The 21,842-nt window shown below is 63.6% G+C and carries 20 protein-coding genes and 2 tRNA genes; 13 read left to right on the top strand and 9 right to left on the bottom strand.

Annotated features, from left to right (window positions below; all coding sequences use genetic code 11):
- The 4 genes from KMAL_RS05420 to KMAL_RS05405 all read left to right on the top strand — a co-directional run.
- Positions 1 to 187: hypothetical protein (locus tag KMAL_RS05420; protein ID WP_110094725.1), on the top strand; the 187-nt coding region annotated here is incomplete at its 5' end.
- A gap of 305 nt (positions 188 to 492) precedes the next feature.
- Positions 493 to 831, top strand: a complete 339-nt coding sequence (locus KMAL_RS05415; protein ID WP_110094724.1) for a P-II family nitrogen regulator — start codon at positions 493 to 495, stop codon at positions 829 to 831.
- A 59-nt stretch (positions 832 to 890) separates the two neighbouring features.
- Positions 891 to 2,213 (top strand): ammonium transporter, encoded by a 1,323-nt coding sequence (locus tag KMAL_RS05410; RefSeq protein WP_239019959.1) that lies wholly within the window; start codon positions 891 to 893, stop codon positions 2,211 to 2,213.
- A gap of 318 nt (positions 2,214 to 2,531) precedes the next feature.
- The gene (locus tag KMAL_RS05405; RefSeq protein WP_408887895.1) at positions 2,532 to 3,791 is read left to right on the top strand and encodes an outer membrane beta-barrel protein; all 1,260 of its coding nucleotides are present in this window, start codon (positions 2,532 to 2,534) and stop codon (positions 3,789 to 3,791) included.
- 273 nt (positions 3,792 to 4,064) lie between these two features.
- Here KMAL_RS05405 and KMAL_RS05400 read toward each other — a convergent pair whose 3' ends face one another.
- The 3 genes from KMAL_RS05400 to KMAL_RS05390 all read right to left on the bottom strand — a co-directional run bounded on the left by KMAL_RS05400 (position 4,065) and on the right by KMAL_RS05390 (position 6,993).
- The gene (locus tag KMAL_RS05400) at positions 4,065 to 4,895 is read right to left on the bottom strand and encodes a phosphoenolpyruvate hydrolase family protein (RefSeq protein WP_110094723.1); all 831 of its coding nucleotides are present in this window, start codon (positions 4,893 to 4,895) and stop codon (positions 4,065 to 4,067) included.
- Positions 4,895 to 6,112: a Tm-1-like ATP-binding domain-containing protein gene (locus KMAL_RS05395; protein ID WP_110094736.1), complete on the bottom strand. Its 1,218-nt coding sequence runs from the start codon at positions 6,110 to 6,112 to the stop codon at positions 4,895 to 4,897. The genes KMAL_RS05400 and KMAL_RS05395 overlap by 1 nt, the downstream gene beginning before the upstream one ends.
- Positions 6,113 to 6,282: 170 nt before the next feature.
- Complete coding sequence (locus tag KMAL_RS05390; protein WP_110094722.1) at positions 6,283 to 6,993, bottom strand: TetR/AcrR family transcriptional regulator; 711 nt, start codon at positions 6,991 to 6,993, stop codon at positions 6,283 to 6,285.
- Between the two features lie 166 nt (positions 6,994 to 7,159).
- Between KMAL_RS05390 and KMAL_RS05385 the strand changes: the two genes are divergently transcribed.
- The 3 genes from KMAL_RS05385 to KMAL_RS05375 all read left to right on the top strand — a co-directional run bounded on the left by KMAL_RS05385 (position 7,160) and on the right by KMAL_RS05375 (position 9,508).
- Positions 7,160 to 8,782 carry an efflux transporter outer membrane subunit gene (locus KMAL_RS05385; RefSeq protein WP_408887893.1) on the top strand — a complete coding sequence of 541 codons (1,623 nt, stop codon included), beginning with the start codon at positions 7,160 to 7,162 and terminating at the stop codon, positions 8,780 to 8,782.
- Positions 8,783 to 8,919: 137 nt separating this feature from the next.
- A complete protein-coding gene (gene dksA, locus KMAL_RS05380; protein WP_110094721.1) occupies positions 8,920 to 9,333 on the top strand; it encodes an RNA polymerase-binding protein DksA in 414 nt (137 codons plus the stop codon).
- Positions 9,334 to 9,433: 100 nt separating this feature from the next.
- A tRNA-Thr gene (locus KMAL_RS05375) sits at positions 9,434 to 9,508 on the top strand.
- A 215-nt stretch (positions 9,509 to 9,723) separates the two neighbouring features.
- Here the strand turns inward: KMAL_RS05375 and KMAL_RS05370 are convergent.
- Positions 9,724 to 10,155: a hypothetical protein gene (locus KMAL_RS05370; protein ID WP_110094720.1), complete on the bottom strand. Its 432-nt coding sequence runs from the start codon at positions 10,153 to 10,155 to the stop codon at positions 9,724 to 9,726.
- Positions 10,156 to 10,337: 182 nt separating this feature from the next.
- On the opposite strand from KMAL_RS05370, the gene KMAL_RS17185 reads away from it, so the two are divergent.
- Complete coding sequence (locus KMAL_RS17185; RefSeq protein ID WP_167400119.1) at positions 10,338 to 10,499, top strand: hypothetical protein; 162 nt, start codon at positions 10,338 to 10,340, stop codon at positions 10,497 to 10,499.
- A 22-nt stretch (positions 10,500 to 10,521) separates the two neighbouring features.
- Here the strand turns inward: KMAL_RS17185 and KMAL_RS17530 are convergent, their stop codons facing one another.
- From KMAL_RS17530 to KMAL_RS05345, 4 genes are all read right to left on the bottom strand, one after another.
- Positions 10,522 to 10,914 (bottom strand): hypothetical protein, encoded by a 393-nt coding sequence (locus KMAL_RS17530; RefSeq protein WP_239019953.1) that lies wholly within the window; start codon positions 10,912 to 10,914, stop codon positions 10,522 to 10,524.
- Between the two features lie 335 nt (positions 10,915 to 11,249).
- A complete protein-coding gene (locus tag KMAL_RS05355) occupies positions 11,250 to 11,642 on the bottom strand; it encodes a hypothetical protein (protein ID WP_110094718.1) in 393 nt (130 codons plus the stop codon).
- 214 nt (positions 11,643 to 11,856) lie between these two features.
- The gene (locus KMAL_RS05350) at positions 11,857 to 13,137 is read right to left on the bottom strand and encodes an NAD(P)/FAD-dependent oxidoreductase (RefSeq protein ID WP_110094717.1); all 1,281 of its coding nucleotides are present in this window, start codon (positions 13,135 to 13,137) and stop codon (positions 11,857 to 11,859) included.
- A 213-nt stretch (positions 13,138 to 13,350) separates the two neighbouring features.
- Entirely contained in the window at positions 13,351 to 14,862 is a 1,512-nt protein-coding gene (locus KMAL_RS05345) for an aldehyde dehydrogenase family protein (RefSeq protein WP_110094716.1), read from the bottom strand.
- A 797-nt stretch (positions 14,863 to 15,659) separates the two neighbouring features.
- On the opposite strand from KMAL_RS05345, the gene KMAL_RS05335 reads away from it, so the two are divergent.
- The 3 genes from KMAL_RS05335 to KMAL_RS05325 all read left to right on the top strand — a co-directional run bounded on the left by KMAL_RS05335 (position 15,660) and on the right by KMAL_RS05325 (position 18,186).
- The gene (locus tag KMAL_RS05335; RefSeq protein WP_110094714.1) at positions 15,660 to 15,851 is read left to right on the top strand and encodes a hypothetical protein; all 192 of its coding nucleotides are present in this window, start codon (positions 15,660 to 15,662) and stop codon (positions 15,849 to 15,851) included.
- 517 nt (positions 15,852 to 16,368) lie between these two features.
- Positions 16,369 to 17,475, top strand: coding sequence for an AAA family ATPase (locus tag KMAL_RS05330; protein WP_180999742.1), 1,107 nt, complete (start codon positions 16,369 to 16,371; stop codon positions 17,473 to 17,475).
- A 255-nt stretch (positions 17,476 to 17,730) separates the two neighbouring features.
- Complete coding sequence (locus tag KMAL_RS05325) at positions 17,731 to 18,186, top strand: hypothetical protein (RefSeq protein ID WP_110094712.1); 456 nt, start codon at positions 17,731 to 17,733, stop codon at positions 18,184 to 18,186.
- Positions 18,187 to 18,502: 316 nt separating this feature from the next.
- Here KMAL_RS05325 and KMAL_RS05320 read toward each other — a convergent pair.
- Positions 18,503 to 18,577 (bottom strand) — tRNA-Thr (locus KMAL_RS05320).
- A 95-nt stretch (positions 18,578 to 18,672) separates the two neighbouring features.
- Here KMAL_RS05320 and KMAL_RS05315 point away from each other — a divergent pair.
- Positions 18,673 to 20,181: a paraquat-inducible protein A gene (locus KMAL_RS05315; protein WP_110094734.1), complete on the top strand. Its 1,509-nt coding sequence runs from the start codon at positions 18,673 to 18,675 to the stop codon at positions 20,179 to 20,181.
- Positions 20,178 to 21,842 carry a PqiB family protein gene (locus KMAL_RS05310; protein WP_110094711.1) on the top strand — a complete coding sequence of 555 codons (1,665 nt, stop codon included), beginning with the start codon at positions 20,178 to 20,180 and terminating at the stop codon, positions 21,840 to 21,842. The genes KMAL_RS05315 and KMAL_RS05310 overlap by 4 nt, the downstream gene beginning before the upstream one ends.

Raw genomic sequence — 21,842 nt, 5'->3', positions numbered from 1 at the left:
GATGCCCGGCGCGCGCATGGTCCTTGCGGTCATCGCGACCGGGGTCCTGTCGGGGCTGGGCGGCATGGCGCTGGCACTGGCGCTGCATGCGATCCAGCATGTCGCCTATGGCTACGGGCAGGCGGGCTGGGTCATGGTGGCCCAATTCTATGCAGGATGTCCGTGCAGGATGCAAAAGCCGATGTAAAAAACCCGGCGTTACCGGGACTTAGGCACGGGTGGCGCGGACTGTGGCAATCATGTTGCGTGGCGTGATTGAAAAGACACTCCAGGTCTTGCGGAATCGCAATGATTGCTTGCATGGATCTATCATGTCGGGAATATGGCAACATGGGGCGTCCGTGCTGGCCCGCGGGAATGGCACGGCGGCCATGGCCCGGATGACCCGGTTTGCGGGTCCGGCATCCGGTCGGGCGCGCGCTGGCGCGCCGCCGCGCATCGCCAGCACCACCACGGGCCATTGCGTGCGCAGGTTGGGGAAGGAATGAAGACATGAAGTTCATCATAGCGGTCATCAAGCCGTTCAAGCTTGATGAGGTCAGGGAGGCGCTTTCCTTGATCGGCGTCGATGCCCTGACCGCGACCGAGGTCAAGGGATACGGTCGGCAGAAGGGCCAGACCGAGATCTATCGCGGGGCGGAATACAACATCCAGTTCCTGCCGAAGATCAAGCTGGAGATCGCCGTTCCCGACGCCATGGCCGACCGCGTGATGGACGTGATCCAGGCCGCGGCCAATACCGGCAAGATTGGCGATGGAAAGATTTTTGTCCTCGATCTGGAAAATGCCATGCGGATCAGGACCCAGGAAACGGGAGAAAACGCGCTGTGAACAAGATGACCGCCGCGCTGCTGCGCGGGTGTGCCCCGGTGGCGGCCTTTGCCGTGGCGATGGGGGGGGCGTCCGCCCTTGCCGCCGATGCAGCGCCCACCCCGCCGCCTGCCATCGATACCGGTGACACGGCATGGATGCTGGTCAGCACCGCGCTGGTGCTGATGATGACGATCCCCGGCCTTGGCCTGTTCTATGCCGGCATGGTGCGCAAGAAGAACGTGCTGGCCACGCTGATGCAGTCGTTCGCGATCTGCTGCATCATGACGGTGGTGTGGATGGTTGTCGGCTACAGCCTGACCTTCACGTCGGGCAATGCGTTCATCGGCGGCCTGTCGCGCGTGATGCTCAACGGCATGGGGGCCGGGATTTCCAAGGGGTCGGACGTTGCGTTCACCATGGCGGCGGGCACGCCTGCGGCCACGACCATGACCATCCCCGAAAGCGTGTGGATGACGTTCCAGATGACGTTCGCCATCATCACGCCCGCCCTGATTGCCGGCGCGTTCGCCGAACGCATGAAGTTCAGCGCGCTGTGTGTCTTTACCATCGTATGGTCGCTGCTGGTGTATGTGCCGGTGGCGCACTGGGTCTGGGGGCCGGACGGCTGGGTCGCGGCGAAGATCGGGGCCATCGACTTCGCCGGGGGCACGGTCGTGCATATCAATGCCGGGATCGCGGGCCTGGTCGCGGCCCTGGTGATCGGGCGGCGCAAGGGGTACGGGCATGACGACATGTCGCCGTACAACCTGACCTACGCCATCATTGGCGCGTCGCTGCTGTGGGTTGGCTGGTTCGGGTTCAACGCCGGTTCGGCCGGGGGCGCGAACGGGCGCGCGGGCATGGCGATGGCCACGACCCAGATCGCCGCCGCCGCCGCCGGTGTCGCATGGATGTGCGCCGAATGGGCCAAGACCGGCAAGCCGACCGTGCTGGGCATCATTTCCGGCGCGGTGGGCGGCCTTGTGGCCATTACGCCGGCGGCGGGCTTCGTCCTGCCGGGCGGCGCGCTGGCCATCGGCCTGATCGCCGGTGTCGTGTGCTTCTGGGGGGCGACCGGCCTGAAGCACATGATGGGATATGACGACAGCCTTGACGCATTTGGCGTGCATGGCATCGGCGGGATCGTCGGTGCGCTGCTGACGGGGGTGTTCGCCTATGGCCCGCTGTCGGCCACCGACGCCAGCCCCGACGGTGTCAGCGGTTCGTTCGCGCAGTTCCTGGCGCAGGCGGAATCGGTGGGCGTCACCATCGTGTGGTGCGCGGTACTGACGTTCGTGATCCTCAAGGCGGTGGACCTGACGATCGGCCTGCGCGTCACCCCGGACGAGGAGATGGAGGGCCTCGACATGGCGCTGCATGGGGAGCGCATCAACTCCTGACCCGGCCGCACAGGCGGGATGTGCGTGATGGAAGGCGGGGCAGGTCCCCGCCTTTTTTCATGCCCGGCGCCCGCCTGGTTTCGATTCCGGAATGTTGCTTATGCGCAATATGGTATGTGATTATTTTGACACATACCTTTGTGAATGTTACGGACCAAGGAGTGTTTCGATGTGTGGATAAAACCTGAACATCCAAATGGAATCTATATTAAATAAGCCAGCGGGGGCAGCTTGATGGGAAAGGCCGGGATGGGCGCGCGGGCGTTGCGTGCAGGCATTGGCTGTATCGTTGCGGTGGGGACGGGCCTGCTGGTGGACATGCGCGCGGCCCATGCGCAGGTGTCCGTGTTCAAGAGCATGGAAAAAAGCGATTCCTCCCTTGCGCGCTGGCTGTCGGGCATCACCCTGACCGGGCAGGTCGAGGGCGGGATCATGGCCAACCCGGCGCGGCCGCAGCCCGGCTACAACTTTGGCGACTTCTTTGCCGACCACGCCAACCAGGTGCAGCTCAACCAGGCGGAATTCACCCTGCAGAAGGCGATCGACCCGTCGCGCGGCGGCTATCAGGTCGGCTTCACGCTGGAGGGGATGTACGGGTCGGATGCGCGCTATTACCAGATCCTTGGCGTCAGCGCGCATGAATGGAATGCGCGCTACCAGCTGATCCCCGCGCAGGCCCATGCCGATGTCCACCTGCCGTGGGCGACGAAGGGGGGGCTGGACATGCATGCGGGCATCCTGCAGGCCCCGATGGGGGTGGAGACGCTCGACCCCACCACGCGGCCGTTCTACACCCTGGCCTACACTTCGGAATATTCCGTGCCCTTCCAGCATATCGGCGCGATGTTCAACTGGCATGTCACCGACATGCTGGACGTGACGTTCGGGATCGATACCGGCAACCAGACCTCCTTCGGCCGGTCCGACAACAACAATGCCCCTGCGGGGTATTTCGGCTTCAACCTGAACAACCTTGCGCACGGGAAGCTCAATATCGTCGAGCTCAGCCGCGTGGGGCCGGAGAACTCGCGCTATTCCTCCGCCGGGGGACGGCATGAGGCGGATAATGCCGAACGGTTCTGGAACGACATCAACGCCGTCTATGCCGTCAATGACCGCCTGACCCTGACGGCGGAGTTCAACTACATCCATGACCAGGGGCTGAACGGCATCCGCGCGAACGGCAATTTCAAGGCCGCCGATGCCGAAAGCTTCGTCAGCTTCCTCAGCTACAAGGTCAACAAGGTCCTGACCTTCAACTATCGCGGGGAAATCTATCGCGACAACAACAACCTGATGGTCGCGACCTTCATCGGCAACAATTCCTACATGGATGGCATCTCCGGCCGCACCACGGCGGCCGACGGGCTGATGCCGGGACCGGGCGGACATGGCACGACCTATGGCGAAATGACGCTGGGTGTGACGTACAAGCCCGATATCGGACACCATGTGCGCGTGTTCATGCTGCGCCCTGAAATCCGCTTTGACCGCTCGCTCAACGGCACGACGCCGTTCAATGGCGGGCGAAACAATGGCATGTTCACCTTTGGCGGGGATGCGGTGATCGGGTTCTGAGGTGTCCCGGCGTGCGGGGAAGGCGCTGCCCGGACCCGGCAGGGAGCGTGCTCCCTGCACCCTGATTCGTTAAAAGTCATGGTTTCCAAAGGGTAATACCCTTTGGTGGGGTTTCAGGGGCAACGCCCCTGAGACTGTCGGTGCATGCGACACCCGGGCGCTGCCCGGACCCGGCAGGGATCACGATCCCTGCACCCTGATTCGTTTAAAAGTCATGGTTTCCAAAGGGTATTACCCTTTGGCGGGGTGCAGGGGCAGCGCCCCTGCGTGGCTTCAGCGCTTCATCGCCTTGAACCGGCGCGTCTGTTCCGTCAGGGCGACCTCGACCGGCAGGCGCTCCATGCTCGACGCACCATAGAAGCCGTGGCAGTCGGGGCAGTTGTCGAGCACCTTCTGCGCGTCGTCGGGCATGGCGATCGGGCCGCCATGGCACAGCAGCATGATGTCGGGGCGGATGGTGCGTGCGGCCTCCGAAATCTCGTTGATCAGGGTGATCGAATCTTCCAGCGTCATGGTTGTGCCCGCGCCGATCGCCCCGCCGGAGGTCAGGCCCATATGCGCCACCAGCACGTCGGCCCCGGCCCGTGTCATGTCGCGCGCCTGTTCCGCGTCAAAGACGTAGGGCGTCGTCAGCAGGTCCTTCTTGCGCGCGCGGGCGACGACATCGACCTCCAACGCGTAGCTCATGCCGGTTTCTTCGAGGTTGCGGCGGAAATTCCCGTCGATCAGCCCCACGGTGGGGAAGTTCTGGATGCCCGAAAACCCGACCCGCTTCACATCGTCAAGGAACACGTCGAAATCGACAAACGGGTCGGTGCCGCACACACCGGCCAGCACCGGGGTATCGGGCACCACGGGCAGGACCTCGCGCGCCATGTCCATGACGATCTGGTTGGCGTTGCCATAGGCCAGAACCCCCGCCAGCGACCCGCGCCCCGCCATGCGGTAGCGGCCCGAATTGTAGATGACGATCAGGTCGATCCCGCCCGCCGCCTCGCACTTGGCGGACAGGCCGGTGCCGGCGCCACCACCGATGATAGGATGTTTGTCGGCAATCATCGTGCGGAATTTCGCCAGTATTTCTGCGCGTGGAATCGAAGGCATCAGGTGTTTTCTCCGTTAAAGAGGCCGCGGAACGTGGCGGCCAGTGTATCGGCAAATGCCGCGTCGTTCACCCCATAGGGCAGCGGAATCAGCCGGCGGCGCGGGGTCTGTTCCACCGTGCGCTCCAGCGCCTCGAACAGGGCCTGGTCCGCCTGCGGGTCATAGAACGGCTCCCCCATGCGGTCGAGCAGGGAGAACCCCCCTTCGGGCAGGAAGAAGCGGACTTCCCCCCGGCACTGGTTCAGCCGTTCGCCAATCCATTCCCCGATCGCGCGGCATTCCTCGACCGAGGTGCGCATCAGCGTGATCTGCGGGTTGTGTTCCACCAGGCGGCGGTTGCGGTAATGGGCGGGCACGGTGTCGGGCGCGCCGAAATTGACCATGTCCAGCGCCCCGCAACTGCCGACATAGGGCACGCCGGTGCGGATGGCCGCACCCAGCCGGTCGTCGTCGCAGGGGAAGATCCCGCCCGAAAGGTAGTCGCAGATTTCGGTGGTGGTGACATCGATGATGCCCGCAAGCTGCCCGGAATCGGCCATGCGTTCCATCGCGCGCCCGCCGGTGCCGGTGGCGTGGAACACCATGCAGTCGAAACTGTCGTCAAGGTCGCTGACGATGCGTTCCACACAGGGCGTGGTGACGCCGAACATCGTCAGCCCCACCGCCGGGCGCGGGTCATGCAGGGTGGGGGGCAGGTGGCTGGCCATGCCCGCCATGGCGTTGGCGGCGTTGGCAAGGATGCGGCGCGACAGGCGGTTCAGCCCCTCCATGTCCGTCACGGAATAGACCATGGCGATGTCCGACCCGCCGACATAGGGCGCGACATTGCCCGACGCGACGGTGGAGACCATCATCTTCGGCAGGCCCAGCGGCAGGGCCTGCAACGCGGGCGCGATCAGCGCGGTGCCGCCCGACCCGCCGATTCCCAGCACGCCGGAGATGTCGTTGCGCGCGCACAGGAAATGGCGCAGCGCGGTGGCCATCGCGGCGATGGAGGAACCGCGCCTGCGGGTGAACACCGCCTGCGTCCCGTCGGGATGGGCGGCGGCGACACTGGTGGGGGGGATCGTGTCGGCATCGTCGGGGCCGGGCGCGCGGTGGGCGGTGCTGACATCGACGATGACTGCCGGCACGCCCTGCCCGGTGATGAGGTCATGGACATAGCGTAGCTCAATGGCCTTGGTGTCGCATGTGCCGACTATGTAGACGCGTCCCACGGTGCTGTCCCCCTTCCTGCCCGCGGCAGAATTCGCGTCCGGGGCGAAGGCGTGCAACCCCCATGGCCGCCGGGTGGGGACACGCTTGCGTGAACATGCCGCCAGGCAACATTATGTCATCGAAAGGCCACTTTTCCGTGCCGCCCGGCGCAACCGCAGGAGGTGGCGCGTCAGGGGGCGGGGGAATAGGTCAGCGGCGGCAGGCGCGCGCCGCTGCGCTGGTAGGTGTTGAGGAAGACGCGCACGGCCGAACGCGCGACGAAATCGATATAGGCGGGGCTGGTGTCGACCGGCAGCTGCATGCGCGCGCGGCCTGCGATGTGCGTCTGGCACAGGGCATAGAACTGTTCGGCCGCGAACATCGCGTCGGGCACGTCGAGAAGTTCGCTCTGCGGTGCGCGGGTCAGCCACGCGGCAAGGATGCTGGTCGCCTGCTGCGGGCCGTTGGCCCAGAAGGTCTTGGCCAGTTCGGGGAAGGTCGCCGCCTCCGACACGATCACGCGGTTGAGCATCAGCGACAGTGGCGAGGTGATGAGTTCGATCAGCTCGCGCGCGACATGTTCGAGCGAGTCCGCCATCGTCGCCCCTTCGTCGATGCGGCGGAACATCAGCGGCAGCTTTTCACGGGTGCACTGTTCGATGAAGGCGCAGAACAGGACCGCCTTGCTGTCGAAATAATTGTAGAGTGTCCCCTTCGACACGCCCGCATTGCGCGCGATGCACGACATGCTGGCCCCTTCGTACCCGTGTTCGGCAAAGATGCGTGCCGCCCCTTCAAGGATCTGCGCGCGCTTGGCCGGCGAAGTGCCCGAGGAGGTGCCCGTCGCCACGGGGGGGACCTGCACCTTGTCCTTGCCGGGGAAGGGGGGCGTTGGTGCCATCAGACGTGTCCTGACCTTTTTGTCCGTTAGTTTCGATTGACCCGATGCATAAAGCGGATAGGTTATGGACCTGACCGAACTGATCGGTCAATGGAAGAAGATATCGCGCAACCGTTGCGTACGAACAGGTTTATCGTATTGGCGACAGGGACAACAGGGGGCCGCGTTGGTGGTTAGGGGATTTTCATGGCGCACCGCCGTGGTCGGGTTGTCGGTGGTGACGGCGGGCTGCGCCGTCGGCCCCAATTTCCACAAGCCGACCCCGTGGACGCCAAAGAAATATGGCGGCCCGACCAACATGCACACCGAAACGAAGGCCGGGGAAAACCCCGTCGCCAGCCAGGTGACGCCCGATGCCCCGGACCCGGCATGGTGGGACTGCTTCCACGACCCCATCCTGTCGGAACTCGAACGCAGGGTCGCGACCGATAACCTCGACGTCCGCCGCTTTGCCTACCGCATGGCCGAAAGCCGCGCGGAACTGCGCATCGCGGGCGCTGAACGCTTTCCCGCCATGGCGGCAAGCGGGTCGTACGCCCGCCAGCAGTACAGCACCAAGATGCTGCAGCGCATCGTCACCGACATCGAGCAGGAACACCCCGAGGCCCTCGGCTTCGCCCCTCCGCCGGGACAGGCGAAGATCCCGCTTTTCAACCAGTGGCGCGACAGCATCGACGCCACGTGGGAGGTCGACCTGTGGGGCCGCGTGCGCCGCCAGTACGAGGCCGCCGCCGCATCGGCGCAGGTCACGCAGGAAGCCCGGCGCGGCATGCTGATCTCGCGCGAGGCGGAGGTCGCGCGCGATTACATGGACCTGCGCGCAACCCAGGAACAGTTGCGCATCGTCATGGAAAACCGCGACGTGGCGCAGCGCATGCTCGACCTGAACCAGGACCGCTACACCCATGGCATGAGCAGCGATTTCGACGTGGAACGCGCCCGCGCCCAGCTTGAAGGCACGCTTGCGCGCATGCCCCAGCTTGAACAGCAACTGGCCCAGCAGGTCAACGCGCTGAGCATGCTGCTGGGCGAGCCACCGCGCGCGCTGTCGGACAAACTGTTCGTGGCGTCGGCCATCCCGCCGGTGCCCCCTGCCGTGCCGATTGGCGTGCCCTCGGAACTGGCGCGGCGCCGGCCCGACATCCGCCGCGCCGAAGCCAACCTGCACGCCGCCACCGCCGAGGTGGGGGAGGCCGTGGCCGAATTCTATCCCCGCGTGACGATCAATGCCGGGTTCGGCTTCGAATCCCTGTCGTTCCGCGACATGGGGTTCTGGAACGCCAAGGCATGGAACGTCGGCCCGTCGATCACGCTGCCGCTGTTCCAGGGCGGGCGCCTGCGCGGGCAGCTGGAACTGCGCAAGGCCGCGCAGAAGGAGGCGGCGCTCGCCTACCAGCAGACGGTGCTGCAGGCGTGGCATGACGTGGACAACGCGCTGACCGCCTATACGGACGAGCAGCGGCATCATGACTTCCTGGCCGCACAGGTCGCGGCGAACGCGGCGTCGCTGAAACTGGCGCAGGACCAGTACCGGCAGGGGCTTGTGACCTACCTGTCGGTGCTGGACGCGCAGCGCCAGCTGCTGTCGTCGCAATCCGACCTGACCAGCAGCACGGCGACGATCTCGGCCAATCTGGTGCGGCTGTACAATGCCCTCGGCGGCGGGTGGGAGATGACCTATCCCGAACCCGTGCCCAAGGGAAAGAAGGCGGCCCCCCGCGCCACCGCCGCGTCCACCACCACGCCCGTGGCCACATCCACCACCCCCGCCGCAGGGAAACCGGCATAGGGGAAAAGACCCGAAAAGGTGCGGAAATGCTTGGCGCGGCCAGACCTCGCCTGATATAAGCCGCGCGGTTCCGCCATGCCGGTCCCGACGCGGGGGCCGCAGCCATGCCGGAGCCGAGGTGCAGGGACCAGTTTGATATGCTTACATTGCCACCCGATTACCATCCCTCGGAATCCGAGGAATTCATGAACCCCCTCCAGGTGGAATATTTCCGTAACAAGCTGTTACGCTGGCGCGGGGAGCTTCTGAAGGAAGCGGATGAAACGCTGGCCAGCCTGTCCGAAGGCGGCATCCACGAAGCCGACATCACCGACCGCGCCAGCGTGGAAACCGACCGTGCGCTGGAACTGCGCACCCGTGACCGCGCGCGCAAGCTGATCGCCAAGATCAACCAGGCGCTGCAGCGGATCGAGGCGGGGACCTATGGCTATTGCGAGGAAACGGGCGAGCCGATCGGCCTGAAGCGGCTGGAGGCGCGTCCCATCGCCACCCTGTCGATCGAGGCGCAGGAACGCCACGAACGCATGGAAAAGATCCACCGCGACGACTGATGATGCCTTTTTCCGCCCTGTGTTTGCACAAGATGCACAAAATCCCATGAAAAGGGGTTGCAACGCAGGGCGGGAAAAGCTACCAACCGCCCACGGCGTCGCTGCTGTAGCTCAGTGGTAGAGCACTCCCTTGGTAAGGGAGAGGTCGACAGTTCAATCCTGTCCAGCAGCACCATGATTTCCCTACATGTTTTGTTTTCTGTCGGGTTGTTTCCTGTGCCAGTTGGCGCGGAAAACCCCCATGACCCAGACCGGGCCTGTGCTATCCGTCTGTGGAAAATCCGTGGGCACGACATCCGGATCATTGATTGGAGGTGTTCGGGTGTCGCCTTTTTCCAAAAAAAGGCGACGTCTTCCGAAGCATCTTGGAAAAAGCTTTGCCAGAAACGTCTACGCCGTTTCCCTGTCCTGCATCTTCTGCGTCTCTTTGCGCCGCTCCATCTCCGCCGTGATGAGGTTGAGCGCGTGGCGGGCGGCGTTTTCGTTGCCGTGGGTGAAATCCGCGCGGCACAGGTCGCGTATGATGGTGGAAAAGCAGGCGTCATCATCCACGGCGGCAAAGCGCTGCACCGCGTCCGTAATGCGGCGTGACAGGGGCATGCGGGGGCGGATCTCCATCCCCAGCCATTCGTGGATATAGAACACGGCGTGCTGCAGGTCTGACGTGCCGTCATGTGTGCTGGCGCGCCATCCGCGCCAGACGCACCGGACCGCGTTGCCAAGGCAGAAGGACATGTGGCGCGCGATATCGATGCACGCCACCCCGGACGGGTGCCGGTACGTGATGGCCGCGGGCGCGGCGGAAGCAGGGTGGTCGGCCACAGGACGGTTTCCTTGTTGTTTTGTCCTGCATTGTGCCGGATCAGCACGATCCGTGCTTATGCCCGTTATGCGAAGGCGTCATGCGTCAAAGCTTCATGCAATCGTCACACCGTCCCCGCAGGGTGGCTGCTATGGAACCCGTGCCCGCGCTGATGCGGGCGGCAGCCAGAGGTGTCCGGATCATGAAAACGAAATCCGATTGCCCCCCGAAACCCACCCGCGATCCCCACGAAGAATGGCGACTGGCCCTGATCCGCGCATGGAAGAACAGGCGTGGCTATACCCGGCCGACCGACATGGCCTGTGCCATCGCGGATGAAGATTTCATCCTCGACGAATTCTGACCGGGCCGTGTCACCGGCCGCTTTACTGCTGCGCCGCCGTGCCGGGGCTCGAAGGTGTGGAGGGGGCGGGCGTGGACGGGGTGGCGGAATGGTATTTCGAATGTTTATGCCCATGCCACGTCTGGCCGTTATGGATCGGGCCGGATGATTGCGTGGCCCCTGTTTCCCCGTTGCTTCCGTTGGATGGCGGTTGTGTCCCGGGCTGTTCAGTTACGGTGCGCGGGTTGTTCCACAGCTTGTCCGATGGATTGACCCGGTTGCCCGTGCTGTCGGTGGCGGAAGGCGGGTTCCTGCCCACTGCCGATGCGGCGGAATCCGCCGTGGGGGCGGGCGGGGTGGCCGGTTGCGCGACCGCAAGCGTCGGAACCCCGGCCAGGGTGGCGAGCACGCAGATGGAACTGAAGTGGATTTTCATGATGTTTCCTTTCTTGCGAAATGCCGACAGGTATGAATTCCAACAGGCTGCGTGCAAAAAGGTTGCGCAGGTATCGGCATGCGCCACGCGCGGCCATGCCTCATGGCGGACAGGGCGCAGGATGCGCCGCTTTGACCGTTCGGTACGGACGCCCGTGGATGCCACGCCCCGTCGTATCGTCATGGATGGCTGACGGTTTCCAGATAAGGTGCTGATGTAATCGATAAAAGTCCGTGGGGGCCGCCTTTTTTAAAAGGCGGCGTTCTTTCGAAGCTTTTTGAAAAAAGCTTCACCAGAAACTTTTGTTCCTGTTTTTTCTGTGTGGGCCGGGGATTTCATTCATCCGGGCCGGTTGTTTCTCCCTTGGAGGGGGGATCGCTGGCGGGGAAGCTGTCTTCGAGCGCCTCGTCACGGTCATGGTCTTTTTCGCTGTCCGGCTTGGGGACAGGTTTTTCGGGATCGTAGCCTGTGTTCGCCATGGAAATGTTCCCTTTCCAGAGTGCGGAATCCCTCAACAGCATGACCGCGCCAGAGTTCCGGAAATACTGCACTGTCGCGCAGGCAAGCATGGGGGGCGGGATGGGCTGCGGGTCGTCGATCGGCTGTGGGTCCTCGCCGGGTTCAGGCGGGTGCGTGGGGGGCACCGGCGTGCCCGGCGGCATTGGCGGCACCGGCGCGGGGCAGGGCGGCTGGTCCAGCAGAGGATGTGATACGGGGGCAAAGCGCATGTCTGTGTCTCCCTTGCGTGCAGGGGGCAACGGGGCTTTGCGGGGCCGGTTCCACGAAAAAAAATCGCCGGGCCCACGGTGGATGTGGACCCGGCGACAGGATGGGGCTGAAAAGGAAGCGATCAAAAGTCTTTGGTGAAGCTTTTTTCAAAAAGCTTCAGAAGACGTCGCATTTTTCCAAAAAGGCGACGCCCGGAAATATCTGCGGTCCTGATCAGTCCAGCCGGACGGACGGCCGCACGAACACGTCCAGCCAGTCCACAAGGCACGAGACAAGGCCGCGGAACGTGCCGTAAAGCTCGAACTGGTGCTGGCGATACAGCATCAGGTGGACCATGCGCGCGGTAATGCCCTTGAGCCAGCCGCCGCCGAACACCTTGCCGCCGGGGAAGGTGCCCCAGCCGTTATAGTCGCCAAGCGCCACGACCGCGCCCTTGTTATGGAACGCAAACGGCTGCAGCTGCCCGCCATTGATCCAGCGCGGCATGTAGCGCGCCAGGTGGTGCGCCTGCTGGCGTGCGACCTGCGCGGTGGGGGCCACCGGCTTTTCTGCGATGAAGGCGCAGTCGCCCATGGCAAAGATGTTGTCATCTTCCAGAAGCTGCAGCGTCGGGCGCACCTCAAGCTGCCCCGAACGCGACAGCTTCAGCCCGGCGAACTTGCGCGTCACGTCCGGCGCCTTCACGCCCGCCGCCCAGACACGCAGGGTGGCCGGAATGCGCGTCCCGTCCTTGAGCATGTAGCCCTTTTCATCCGCGCCGCTGACCATGGCCGATGTCATGACCGTCACCCCGATCGCCTCAAGCTGCTTCTGCGCGGCTTCGGATACGGATTCAGGGAAGGCGGGCAGGATGCGCGGCCCGGCCTCAAGCAGCGTGATCTTCAGCTTGGGCGGCTTCTTGCCAAAGCTATAGAGTGCCGCGAGGTCCAGCGCCTTGTGCAGTTCGGCGGCAAGCTGCGTGCCGGTGGCACCGCCGCCGACGATGGCGATGTCGAGTTCCTCGTTATTGCCAAACGCCTTGAGCAGTTCCATGCGGAAACGGTCATTGAAGCCGTTGGCATCGACAAGGTTGTCGATGAACAGGCAGTGCTGGGCCACGCCGGGTGTGCCGAAATCGTTGGCGCGGCTGCCGATCGACAGCACCAGCGCATCATATTCCAGCTTGCGTTCATCCAGGATGACCTCGCCGGTGGGCTCGACCACGGGGGCAAGCGTGATGGACTTGGCCGTGCGGTCCAGGTCCGAGATCTCGCCGGGCCAGAACTCGAAATGATGGCGGCTGGCCTGTGACAGGAAGCTGATGCGATCATTCTCGTTCGCGGCCGTGCCGGCGGCGAAGCAGTGCAGCATCGGCTTCCACACATGGGCGAAGCTCTTGTCGACCAGCGTGATTTCAGCGCGTCCCGACTTGCCGATGGAATCACCCAGGCGCGTTGCCAGCGCCAGGCCCGCGATACCACCGCCGACGATCACCACCCGAAACTTTTGTGCCATCCTATGCCTCTTTCACCCCTGCCGCACAGTGTCCCGGCCCCCGTGGGAAAAACCCTGTCGCATTCCTGATATATCAAAAACTGTTCATGTCCTGTGCCATCCACGCCCATGTGCGGGGACGGAAGACGGCAACGGCCGACCCGGCAAAATAACCGGCCCGGCCGCACCGCCTGCGCATCATGTCGTGGCGGCCTGCGCCGCCACGACATGCGATCAGAAGAAGCCGAGCTTCTTTTCGCTGTAGCTGACCAGCATGTTCTTGGTCTGCTGGTAGTGTTCGAGAACCATCTTGTGGGTCTCACGGCCGATGCCGGACTTCTTGTATCCGCCGAACGCCGCATGCGCGGGATAGACGTGATAGCAGTTGATCCACACGCGGCCGGCTTCCAGCCCGCGACCCATGCGGAAGCAGGTGTTGGCGTCGCGGCTCCACACGCCCGAACCCAGACCGAACGGGGTGTCGTTGGCGATGGCCAGCGCTTCTTCTTCCGTCTTGAAGGTCGTCACGGCCAGAACCGGGCCAAAGATTTCCTCCTGGAAGATGCGCATCTTGTTGTTGCCCTTGAACACGGTCGGCTGCACATAGCACCCCTTGTTCAGGTCACCACCCAGGTCCGGACGGCCGCCACCGGTCAGCAGCTGGGCGCCTTCGCCCTTGCCGATGTCGATGTAGGACAGGATCTTTTCCTGATGCCCGTGCGAGTTCTGCGCGCCCATCATGGTGTTGGGATCCAGCGGGTTGCCCTGGCGGATCGCCTTGATGCGCGGCAGGGCGCGCTCGATGAACTTCTCATAGATCGATTCCTGGACCAGCGCACGGCTGGGGCACGAACAGATCTGGCCCTGGTTCAGGGCGAACATCGTGAAGCCTTCGATCGCCTTGTCCAGGTAATCGTCGTCTTTTTCCATGATGTCGGCGAAGAAGATGTTGGGCGACTTGCCACCCAGTTCCAGCGTCGCGGGGATCAGGTGTTCGGCCGCGGCGTGGGCGATCATCTTGCCCGTCGGCGTGGAACCCGTGAACGCGATCTTCGCGATGCGGTCGCTGTTGGAAAGCGCTGCACCCACGTCCTTGCCAAGGCCGTTGACGATGTTCAGCGTGCCGGGCGGGAACAGGTCACCGATCAGTTCCATCATCACGAGGATGCTGGCGGGCGTGCTTTCGGCGGGCTTCATGACGACGCAGTTGCCGGCCGCCAGCGCGGGGGCGAGCTTCCACGAACCCATCAGCAGCGGGAAGTTCCACGGAATGATCTGCGCGACAACGCCCAGCGGTTCGTGGAAGTGGTACGCGATGGTCGTGTCCGTGATTTCGCTCAGCGAGCCTTCCTGCGCGCGGATGCAGCCTGCGAAGTAACGGAAATGGTCGATCGCCAGCGGGATGTCGGCGGTCAGGGTCTCACGGATGGGCTTGCCGTTGTCCCACGTCTCGGCGCGGGCGAGCAGCTCGAGGTTCTGCTCCATCTTGTCGGCTGCCTTGAGCAGGATCAGCGCGCGATCGGCAGGGGAGGTGTGGGCCCAGGCGGTCTTCGCCTTGTGCGCGGCGTCAAGCGCCAGCTCCACGTCGGCGGCGGTGGAGGCGGGAACTTCGCACAGCACGCGACCATCGACCGGCGAGGTGTTCGTCAGGTAATGGCCCGCGATCGGCGGCAGCCACTTGCCACCAATGTAGTTTTCATAGCGCGCCTTGAACGGCGGCTTCTCGGTCGTGTAATCGGAAGACATGTGTCATGTTCCCTTGTGGTTTTATTGTAACCAGGCATGTATTCCATGGAAATACGGAATACAGTTCCGTGGCTACCTGATCGTCCGGCGTTGCCGATCCCGGCGCCGGTCCCGCCTGAAGCCCGTATTCCGACAAGGGAATGCGATGAGGGCGATCATGTGCGAAACCAGTATTGTTGTTGCTGTTATGGCATTCGTTTCTTGAACTTCTGTGCCGGGATGAAATATTCGCGCATTTTCCACCCCGGTCTGCCGGTATCAGGGATCGGTGAGGAAAGAACAAAACCGCCGGATACAGCGGAATGTCTATATCCATTGGTATATAGATAAATTGTGATCCGCAAGCGCGATCGACATCACGTATCCGTGATCTGGACACTCAATGTCACATTGTCTCCCATAAAAATACATATATAACAACGTGTTATGAGTTCACGTTTTCGCAAAATTTCAATAAATGAAACATGATGAAAGAGCAGTTGCATAAAAAATGCCGCTGCGGGGACGGGGAAATGCGCGCCCCGGCGCCATGATGTCCATGGCCTGTGCATGCGGGGGCGGGAGTCGTGGAACATGCCGGGTTTCACAGGGCGGGATCGCGAATCCGGCACCGCGTGCCAGAAAGGCCGCGCGCGGTCATGATGCCCATGCACTTTCTGCCGCGATGGGGATGGCGGACACGGGGCGATGGCATGCGTGCCGCACGGGGCGCACGGGCGATGGATGGGGCTGACGGGCAGGGGGGCATGCGGTATCACGCGCAGTAGTCTAAGGACACACACGGACAAGGAAGTGCAATGACCCAGCAGACCCCGACCTCCCCCGCCACCGACGATCCCACGGCACAGGGCAAGGCCGCCGCCGTCCGGGGCGAGCCGCTGATCGAAAACCCCTTCAAGGAGGATACGCCCGAATTCGCGCAATGGTCGGCGGGATGGTGGAGCGTGCGTGAAAATGACGGCGATGAAGACCCGCTGGACCAGCCCTGATCCCCACGCCACCTGAATGAATGTCACGGCCGGGTATTACATCGCCGTGACCTCAGCGCGTTGTTACCGCAACCGTGTTGTATCGTTATTCAGATGTGTCATTAATAAAGAACAGGAACGCTGTTTTTCCAGACGGTTGTGACTGTTCTCAGATGGGCGGCATTCCTCAGGGGATGCCGCCTTTGCGTATTCAGGGATGTTTTTTCTTCGCGAAAGAAGAATTTTCCTTGAAAAAAGAACCGAAATCTGCCATATCCCAAGTATGACGTTTCAGCGAATAGCACTCTGATTGCTTCGTGACCACAGCAACACGCCATTGGTCGCCACCGTCTTTCCCCAACATGACTGCATACGATGTCCGTGCGCATCCCCACGTGCGTCCGGCATACCGTGCGGACTCTGTCCAGGTCAGGAAATGCCCATGTCATTGCCGATGTTGAAGTTCATACGTTTTGCCCTCCTCCCGGGCCGCAAGACTCCATGATCTCCAACATCAGGGCACCGCGATATGAGCAACATGAATTCTTCTGACGATGACGACGACAGCTCCTTCGACGAGTTGATGGCGTTCTGGAAGGAACAGTCCACGGATTCAGGCGAGGAGGAAGTGGACGAACTTGTCCTCATCCCGGACGGGGACGAGGAGTTCGAGGACCACGCCCCGCCGCGCCGCCGCCATCGCCAGCGGCCCGAAGAGGCCGCGCCGTCCCCGTCGTCCGGGGCTGGGGCCGATCCCGCCCCGGAAGGGGGCATCCGCATCCTGCCCGCGGATTTCAGGTTCCCGCAGGTCAAGTCGGGCACGCGCACGCCTGACCGCTTCGCCTCCGTGCGGCGGCTGGAAAAACCGGTACAGCTGCATGTCCCGGATTTCGTGGACTCGCGCATTGGCCTTGCGTTGCAGGCCTGTCCCCACGCGGCGGACGCGGTGGAGGCAATGGCCCATGCCGAACGTGAACTGATGGCGTGGGGCACGCCGGGGCGGATGCGTCCGGTCCTGCTGGTCGGGCCGCCGGGATCGGGGAAATCCACCGTCGCGCGCCATTATCACGAGGCGCTGGGCTATCGCGTGCAGAAGCAGAACGTGGCCGGCATGGCCGATGCCCTGTCGCTGGTGGGGACGCACCAGACCTATGGCGATTCCAAGCCGTCGATCGTGACGGAAGCCATCGCGCAGAGCGGCATGGCCAATGTCTGCATGATCATGGACGAGGTGGAAAAGGCCCCGCGTGAAAGCCGCAACGGTACGGTACAGGACGCGCTGCTGCAGTTCCTTGACCAGGGGGAGGCCCGCGCCTTTCGCGATGTGTACCTGAACACGTCCGTCGATGTCAGCCATGTGCGCTGGGTGCTGACGGCCAATGACCTGAACATGGTCACGGCCCCGCTGCGTTCACGCTGCACGGTGGTCCATGTGCCCGCCCCCACGGTTGAGCACGTGCCCGCGCTGGCGTGGAACATCATCCGCGAAATCGAGGTGGAGCGGAACCTGCAGCCCGGCTGGTTCGACCTGTCGGGCTATGAGATGACGAAACTGCAGGAAGTCTTTACCGGCGACATGCGCATGCTGCGCCGCTGTGTGGAGGTGGTGCTGCGTGAACAGGTGCGCCACTGGGCCCGCGCCTGACGCCATGGCAAGGCGGGATGCTGCCTTTCTGAAACAGGCAGTATTCCCCGGCGTTTTTTCAAAACAGCCTTGATGGGTCTGGGGGCGCCTGTTTCAGGGGCTTCGCCCCCGCTCCCCCCACCAAAGGGTATTACCCTTTGGAAATCGATGCTTTCATGTAACGTGAATGTTGCGCCTGCGTGCGTGCAGGATTGTAATGCAGTCCTGTCAGACCCATATCCATGTTATAACATGATGGCTGGAGGAGTTCAGGGCGTGATTGATCGTGATCTGCAGGTGGAAATGCTGATGTCCATGCAGGCGGCGGGTGGGACGGTCGCGTTGCAGATCCCCGATGGCGCGGATGAACAGAAATATGCACGCAACCTGCTCGACCTGGAGTTGCAGGGGTTCTGTACCGGCGGCGTGTCCGCCACGGCGCAGGGATTTCGCGTGCAGGGCGAAAGCACCATCACCGATGCGGGCCGGCAGTTCCTTGCGCGGCCCGAAAATGTGCAGATCACCATGAAAAGCCCCGACATGCTGGCGGCCCTGCGCCAGCGTGTCACCAATGATCCTTCCCTGTCGGAAGACAAGCGGCGCGAACTGCATGGGGCGCTGGACGGGATGCACCCGCTGACGCTGCGGGCGCTGGGGCGTGATCTGCTGGGCGCCGCGCTTGAGGACGGGCCGCATGCCGTCTCGCTCCTGCGGAAGCATTCGGGCACCTGAAGGCCGCGTTGCCACCGTGACGGAGTCTGCGGCGGATATCGCCGCGCGGCGCGGAGTCCCTGGCGGTCTTTTTACGTAAAAATGGTTACATAATATGACGGGCCGTCCCCTGCGGCCTGCTGCATGGCAGCCATGCTTCTGGCACGGCAGTGCAGCTTGGCGGCGCGTGCGGGCAGGGACGACAGGCTGCCAGTTGCCTGATTTCACGCGATAAGCTGCTGGAGAAAGAATCGGCGGGCAATATCGCGCCATGCTGGCGCCGGGTTGCCCCGTCCCTAGGGAAACATCCCCACATCCTTGGAAACCAAGGGGAAAATGGTGCCGACACTCGGAATTGAACCGAGGGCCTACTGATTACGAATCAGTTGCTCTACCCCTGAGCTATGTCGGCGAAAGTTGAGCGCTTGATATCCGACGTTGGACGCGGATGCAATATGCCAAATGCGGCATTCCTCAATTTAATTCGCGTTGTATGGTGGGACCGGCATGAGAACATTCATCAAGACCCTTCCCGCCCGGCTCGGCTGTCAGTCGCTTGGCGTCGCCCCGGCCCCGGTCGAACACCTGCGTGTCATCGGCGGACTGGCGGAATGTCCGGGCTGCGGGCTGTACCAGCATGTCCCCGAACTTCAGCCCGGGCAGCTTGCGGCGTGTCCGCGCTGCGGGCAGCACCTGCTAAAGCGCAGGCGGACCGCGCCGGTGGCGGCCCCCCTGGCGTTCTGCATCAGTTCGGCTGCGTTCTACCTTGCGGCGCTGGCGTCCTCGCTCATGACGCTCAATGTCTATGGGCGCGAACGCACGGTGGACCTGCTGACCGGGCCGATGGAACTGCTGCACGAAGGCTGGGGGGAGGCCGGGCTGCTGGTCGGCGCGGTGACCATCATGGCGCCTGCGGTGGCGATCGGCCTGATGTTCGCCATCCTGTATGCCGGCACGCGCCCGACCCTGCCGAACTGGGCGCCCGGCATCCTGATCTGGTACGAGAAGCTGCGGCCGTGGTCGATGGTGGAGGTCTACATCCTTGGCATCTTCGTCGCCTATACCAAGCTGACGGACATGGCGCATGTCGATGTCGGCCCGGCGGTGTACCTGATCGGCGGGCTGATGCTGACGATGGCGGTGACGGATTCGACGCTGGACACCGAACGGATCTGGCGCCATCGCAAGGTGGATGCGCTGACCCGCCTTGACGATGGCGACGTGGTGGAAATCGAATATGTCCATGTGGACGATGTCGGCATGCCGCCGGTCGAACGCCTTGTCGCGTGCCCGTCATGCGGGCTGGTGGGGGAGATGGAACACCCCGTCAGCAACCTGCACTGCGTCGGCGCCTGCCCGCGCTGCGGCCACAGCGTATGGCGGCGCGCGCCTGAATCCCTGACGCGCACGACGGCCTACCTGATCGCGGCGGTGACCTTCTACATCCCGGCCAACCTGTACCCGGTCATGACCTTCATGCGCATGGGCGGCGGCGGGGGACATACCATCATCGAAGGGGCGCTGGAGTTGTGGAGCGACGGGATGATCCCGCTGTCGCTGCTGGTCTTCTTCGCCAGCATCACCGTCCCGATGCTCAAGATCATCAGCCTCGCCACCATGGTCGTCATGACATGGCGCGGGTCGCGGCGCGGCCTGGTGCGGCGCACGCGCCTGTTCCGCGTGGTGGACATGGTGGGCCGGTGGTCGATGATCGACGTGTTCATGATTTCCATTCTGGTGGCGGTGGTGCGTTTCAACGCGATGGCCACCGTGACCGCCAATGCCGGGATGGTGGCGTTCGCCGCTGTCGTGGTGCTGACGCTGTTCGCGGCATGGAGCTTCGACCCGCGCATCATGTGGGATGCGGCCGGCATGAACGGCGAACTGGTCGATGGCCTTTCCCCCGCCGTGCTGAAAAGGCATGACAGCGACACCCCGCAGGGGCCGTCGCGTCCCGCACACACATCCGCGGCGGCCCCCCGCCCCGCCGCCAACATGGAGCCGAACCAGGCGTGAACGATTCCCCGAACGATCCCCGCAACGGGCGGTCGCCCACTTCCATCCCGCAGTCCGATACGCGCACATACCGGTTTTCCGTCATCTGGCTGGTGCCCATCGTCGCTTTGCTGATTGCGGGCTACCTTGGTTGGCGGGGGCTGACGACGCGCGGCCCGGTCATCACCATCACGTTCGACACCGCCGATGGCCTGACAAGTGGCCAGACCGAGGTGAAGAGCAAGTCCGTCTCCCTCGGCACGGTCGAATCGATCCGGCTGAGTGACGACCTGCACCATGTGGAGGTCGGCGTGCGCATGACGTCCGCCGCGTCGCGGATGATGACTGACCACGCGCGGTTCTGGGTGGTGCGCCCGCGCATCAACGGCGCCAGCATCACCGGGCTGGAAACCGTGATGTCCGGGGCGTACATCGCCATGGACCCCGGCGAGCCGGGCGGCCGTCACACGACCTTCTTCAAGGGGCTGGAAGCCCCGCCGGGCGTGCGTTCGGACCAGCCGGGCCATACCTATACCCTGATGACGCCCAGTCTCGGCTCCATCGGGCAGGGGGCGCCGATCTTCTTCCGCGATGTCGTCGCGGGCGAGGTGCTGGGCTATACCCTGCCGCCGGGAGGCCGCGGGCCGATCAAGGTGCAGATCTTCGTGCAGGCGCCGTATGACCAGTACCTGCGCACCGATACGCGCTTCTGGAACGTCTCTGGCGTGCAGGTCGGGCTTGGGGCCGGTGGCCTGAAGGTGAAGCTGCAGTCGTTGCAGGCGCTGCTGTCCGGTGGCATCGCGTTCGCGCCGCCCGATGCGCGTGACGAACATCTGGTGCAGGCCAACGCCGACACCGTCTTCCGCCTGTATGACAGCCAGGAGGAAGCCGACGCCGCCGGGTATCGCGAACGCATCCCGCTTGTCACGTACCTGACCAGCCCCGTGGCAGGTCTGACGAAGGGCGGGCGGATGACCATGTTCGGCATCCAGGTCGGCACGATCGACGATGTGAAGCTGCTGGTTGACCCGCATACCGGCCAGGCACGCGTGCGCGTGGCTATGGAGCTTCAGCCCGAACGTGTCCTGAACGATCAGGAAGTCCCCGCCGACGCGCTGCGCGCCCTGCTGCATACGCAGGTGGCGAACGGGCTGCGCGCCTCGGTCCAGAGTGCGAGCTTCCTGACCGGCGAATCCGAGATCGCGCTGACTTTCGTCAAGAACGCGCGCCCCGCCACGATCACGCAGGAAGGCGACGCGCTGGTCCTGCCGGGACAGGCGGGTGGCATGGCAGGCATCATGGATTCGGTGTCCACCATCACGGACAAGGTCGCGGCGATGCCGCTGACGCAGGTGGGCGAGAACCTGAACAACCTGCTGGCCCATGCGGATGCCCGCATCAACAGTGCCGACATGCGGCAGGGGCTGTCCTCGCTGCGGGCGTCGATGGAGAACCTGCAGGTCATCTCCCACGATGCGCGCGCGCGTATGCCGCAACTGCTGGCGGGGCTGGATTCCACGCTGAAGAATGCGAACTCGCTGCTGTCCAGCTATGGCGGCGATACGGATTTCCACCGCAACCTGCAACAGATGGTCGTGCAGCTTAACGAGGCGGCGCGGTCGCTGCGGTTCCTGTCCGACTTCCTTACCCGCCATCCCTCGGCGCTGATTACGGGACGATAA

This window comes from Novacetimonas maltaceti, from assembly GCF_002906255.1.
Taxonomy (GTDB): Bacteria; Pseudomonadota; Alphaproteobacteria; order Acetobacterales; family Acetobacteraceae; genus Novacetimonas; species Novacetimonas maltaceti.
The sequence above is the reverse complement of the archived record's forward strand: the minus strand, read 5'-3'. Positions and strand labels throughout refer to the sequence as shown.